At 34.9% G+C, this 4,186-nt stretch carries 6 protein-coding genes; 3 read left to right on the top strand and 3 right to left on the bottom strand.

The window, feature by feature from the left end; translation table 11 throughout:
- The 3 genes from BBH99_RS10175 to BBH99_RS10165 form a co-directional block, all read left to right on the top strand.
- A partial coding sequence (locus tag BBH99_RS10175; RefSeq protein WP_131799210.1) for an acyltransferase family protein occupies positions 1-739 on the top strand: 739 nt, incomplete at its 5' end.
- A 24-nt stretch (positions 740-763) separates the two neighbouring features.
- The gene (locus BBH99_RS10170; RefSeq protein WP_066695192.1) at positions 764-1,519 is read left to right on the top strand and encodes a glycosyltransferase family 2 protein; all 756 of its coding nucleotides are present in this window, start codon (positions 764-766) and stop codon (positions 1,517-1,519) included.
- Positions 1,519-2,145, top strand: coding sequence for a calponin homology domain-containing protein (locus tag BBH99_RS10165; protein WP_066695190.1), 627 nt, complete (start codon positions 1,519-1,521; stop codon positions 2,143-2,145). The genes BBH99_RS10170 and BBH99_RS10165 overlap by 1 nt, the downstream gene beginning before the upstream one ends.
- On the opposite strand, the gene BBH99_RS10160 is transcribed toward BBH99_RS10165, so the two are convergent.
- From BBH99_RS10160 to BBH99_RS10150, 3 genes are all read right to left on the bottom strand, one after another.
- A complete protein-coding gene (locus BBH99_RS10160; RefSeq protein WP_123873116.1) occupies positions 2,137-3,375 on the bottom strand; it encodes a 3-deoxy-D-manno-octulosonic acid transferase in 1,239 nt (412 codons plus the stop codon). The genes BBH99_RS10165 and BBH99_RS10160 overlap by 9 nt on opposite strands.
- A gap of 11 nt (positions 3,376-3,386) precedes the next feature.
- Positions 3,387-3,851 carry a DUF1648 domain-containing protein gene (locus tag BBH99_RS10155; RefSeq protein WP_066695186.1) on the bottom strand — a complete coding sequence of 155 codons (465 nt, stop codon included), beginning with the start codon at positions 3,849-3,851 and terminating at the stop codon, positions 3,387-3,389.
- 4 nt (positions 3,852-3,855) lie between these two features.
- A partial coding sequence (locus BBH99_RS10150; RefSeq protein ID WP_131799209.1) for a C40 family peptidase occupies positions 3,856-4,186 on the bottom strand: 331 nt, incomplete at its 5' end.

Genomic DNA, 4,186 nt, shown 5'->3' with positions numbered 1-4,186 from the left:
TGCTTATCTACTTGTTGTATTTCTCTGCGCTACTTTGTTGAGTCTGGTAAGCACCTTACCAATCTCTGAATATTTTAGCAACCCACAGGTTTATAAATACCTGTTCTGGAATTCAATATTCCTCAACTTTAAAGCTCCCTGGCTTCCTGGTGTATTTGGAAACCAGGCTGTAAACGGAGCCTTATGGACACTTAAGATAGAAATGTGCTTTTATATAGCCGTTCCACTGATGTTCTTACTATTCGGAAAAAACAATAAATACCGTACCCTCAGCCTGATCGTCCTGTATTTTCTTTCTCTGATCTATCTAAATTATTTCGAAATGGCCGGAAAAGCAGCACTTTCCAGACAGCTCCCGGGTTCACTATGCTATTTTATTGGCGGAATGCTCATCTATTTTCATTTTGACAAATTTATTCAACATAAAAATATACTTTTCATTATTGCTATCGTTACGGTTTGGATTGATCTTATTTTTGATATAAAACTATTCTCTCCTATAATGATCAGCATTATTGTTCTATATATTGCTTACTCTTTTAAGTTCCTTAATAATTTTGGAAAATACGGGGATTTCACGTACGGAATTTATATCTTCCACTTCCCTATCATCAGGGTTTTTGCTACTTTGGGACTTTTTGCTAACTACAATCCATATCTCATGGGCATAATATGTATGTTTGTTGTTATTGGAGTAGGAATTGCCTCATGGCATCTTTATGAAAAAAGATTTTTATAATTTTACCTATATTTTACAACACGAATGAAAGACCTGGTCTCCATTATCACTCCCTGCTACAACTCAGCTGATTTCATAGAAGAAACAATACAGTCTGTCCTTAGCCAAACCTATGAAAACTGGGAGTGGCTCATTACTGATGACCTTTCTAAAGACAATACTGTTGAGATCATCAGAAAATACAATGATACTAGAATTAAGCTTCAGGTTTTGGAAAAAAATGGTGGTGCGGGAAATGCAAGGAACAATAGCCTTGAAAGGGCCCAAGGCCGTTATATTGCCTTTCTGGATTCTGATGACTTCTGGTATCCTGAATATCTTGAGACCATGACAGATTACATGCAGGAACATCATGCGGAACTCGTATACTGTAATTATTCAAGATGTGATGAGCAGCTTCAGCCTATTTTAAAGGATTTTCTTGCTGATAAAGTTGTTACTTTCTCAAATCTGTTGAAGACATGCCGGCTAGCTCCTGTTTCTACGATGTATGACACTAAAAGAGTCGGAAAATTTCTGTTTCCTGTAAAGAGTAAACGTGAAGACCATGTGATGTGGTTAAACCTCCTTAAGGTAATTCCTGAAGGAATGCCCATCAATAAGACAATGGCAAAATACAGAATGCGTGAGAACAGTGTTTCCAGAAAGAAAAAAAACATCATTAAAGATCAATATCTGGTATATAAAGATTTTATGGGATTCTCAACTTTAAAATCATTGTATTATACAGCAAACTGGGCGGTAAATGGGTTCATGAAATATTCAAAAATATTCAATTGATGGAGTATTCTAAAGAGTTTAAAGCGGCGTTGAGTGCTTTTTCCAGCACAGAGAAGGATAAACTAATTTTCAGACTCCTGAGAAAGGATAAACTATTATCTAAGAAACTGTATTTTGAACTTATTGATCCGGAAACTACCGATGATAAGAGAAATGCAATGGAACAAAATGTAGAAGAAAAAGTTCTTTTAGCATCAAAATATATTGGTAATGCTAAGTATTTCCTTACCATTATCCGAAAAATCAGTGCAGAAATCACTGAGCATATCAAAATAACAACAGACAAATTCGGGGAAGTTTCATTAAATCTGCTGATGGTTGATAAGATATTAGATTACAATAATGATTTGAGCAAACAGCGATTTGATAACGTGTATAAACTTTACATTTATATCATCAATAAGATATTCAAATCTCTGGTCTTAATTAAGAAGCTGGATGAAGATTACTGGATGGAATTTGATGAGCTTTTAAGAAGCCTAAGACAAAAGATTTTTGAAAACCATTATCTCCAAAAATTATGCATCAATAACGGACTTGATTTTAACTGGTTTGAATCTGACAGCATTCCTGAAAACATTGAACAAATCATGAAAGACATCAAAAGCCAGGGCTTTTTAAGATAGAATCTTCTGCAGGATCATTTCTGTAGAATTGGGTTTCTCGTCAACAAAATTCTTTGCATTTTCAGACATTTCTGTGAGCTCTTCTTCATGATCCTCGTTAGCAAGAAATAAAACGAATTCTGTGGCGGTGTATTCGTCTTTAAAAGATCTTCCGCCATTCTTTCCGATAAGGTCGTCTGCTTCAGGATTCTTTTTATAATGATTTCCAAAGATAACCGGAACTCCAAATGTGGCCGCTTCCAGAATATTATGAAGACCTGCATCATGAAATCCACCGCCAACAACTGCTATATCTGCATAGGAATATAGTTTTGACAGTAATCCTATACTATCAATAATTAAGATTTGAGAATTGGAATTTAAAGATTTTGAGCTTTTGATCTGACTATATAATACAGCATCAGGAAATATATTTTTCAGATGTTCCACTCTTTTCAGATCATGAGGCGCGATGATTATTTTTACCGTATTGTTTTTACGGGAAACCATTTCTGCAATTTTCTCTTCTGCCTGCCATGAGCTTCCAAAAACAATTGCTTTGTGACTGCCTGTGAAATCTCCAATATAATCCACATGATTATCACGATTTCTGAGTTGCTTCACCCTGTCGAATCTTGTATCTCCCGTTACTGAAGACTTCACCAATCCCACACTCTTGGCTAAGGCAACAGAGAATTGTGTTTGATGAAAAAACCAATCAACATTCTTCTTAAGCTGCTTTACAAACCATTTTCCATAAGACGTAAAAAACGACTGTCTCTCATAGAACAATGCAGAAATCACATAGATCTTTGTATTCTTTTCTTTAAGTACAGAAAGTAAATTATACCAGTAATCATATTTCACCGTAAAAAATAGTTTAACATCAAACTGCGATACAAATTCTCTTACAGTATTTACTTTATCAAATGGAAGATAGCAGATTACATCAGCAATATGTTTCTTTTTCACAACATTCTCATATCCTGACGGAGAAAAGAAAGTGATCAGAATTTTATGATCCTGAAATTGATCTTTAAGTTTTTCCAGCACAGGCAGCCCCTGTTCATATTCCCCTAAACTAGCGGCATGCATCCAGATGACCTTATCTGTTTTTGAAAAAGCAGATTTTACTTTATTTAAAGATTGCTTTCTCCCGTCAACGCCTTTTTTAGTTTTGTCATTAAATAACGAGAAAACCTTCATTCCAAAAATGAGAAGACTGATAGATATGTTATAAAGTAAGTTCAATTTTGATAGATCTAGTCGTTTGATTTTCTTTTACTATCTCGAAGTGATTTTATAAGTCCTATACCAATTACAGCAAACAATAATCCTAAAATAAAGAAAACAGCATCACTAAGCTCTGTCTGCTTTCCTTCTGCAACACGGATGCTTTCAACAATAATATCAAGAAATAGAATCATTACCGGAAGCTCCAGAGCGAACAGATATAACTTCAGTGTTTTTTCATTGCGGAAACTTTTGGGAACATTCAAAAGCGGTGAATTGGGATCTTTTATTCCAATAAAAAGGAGGTGAATAAAAGCCGCAATACATGGCAAAAACCAAATTGTTGCTTTTCCTGATTCTCCATCTACATTTCCATGAATATCAAAATGAGTAGGAATAATTTCAGGTAACCCAGCATATTTAATTCCCGCAAACACCCAGATTACTACCAGTAAAAGGGTATTCACAATTAATAATATACCAGAAAGCCTCATGTTTTTAAATTACACTTTTTAGAACTCTCAACTTATGTGTATGTTTATTCATTTCCTCATTAAAGATTCCGGTAGAATCCAGCGTATCAATTCTCACTTTTCCTGAAGCATGGATAATTTTCTGATTTTCCAGCATAATCCCAACATGAATAATTTTTCCGTCTGCATTTTCAAAGAAAGCCAAGTCTCCTGGCTTTGTTTCTTCTACAAAAGTAAGGTCTTCTCCTACTTCGGCCTGCTGTGAAGCATCTCTTGGAATCTTAATACCGTGAATTTTATACACCAACTGAGTAAATCCTGAGCAGTCTACTGCAAAAAAGCTTTTCCCACCCCAT

Origin of the sequence: Chryseobacterium contaminans, assembly GCF_001684955.1 — a bacterium.
GTDB classification, from domain to species: Bacteria; Bacteroidota; Bacteroidia; order Flavobacteriales; family Weeksellaceae; genus Chryseobacterium; species Chryseobacterium contaminans.
Note: the sequence above shows the minus strand (reverse complement) of the source record. Positions and strands in the feature narration are given on the sequence as shown.

Bases quoted from the DNA above. Each gene is read 5' to 3' on its own strand.
- BBH99_RS10155 (WP_066695186.1), bottom strand. From the start codon at position 3,851: ATGAGGCTTTCTGGTATATTATTAATTGTGAATACCCTTTTACTGGTA.
- BBH99_RS10170 (WP_066695192.1), top strand. From the start codon at position 764: ATGAAAGACCTGGTCTCCATTATCACTCCCTGCTACAACTCAGCTGAT.
- BBH99_RS10165 (WP_066695190.1), top strand. From the start codon at position 1,519: ATGGAGTATTCTAAAGAGTTTAAAGCGGCGTTGAGTGCTTTTTCCAGC.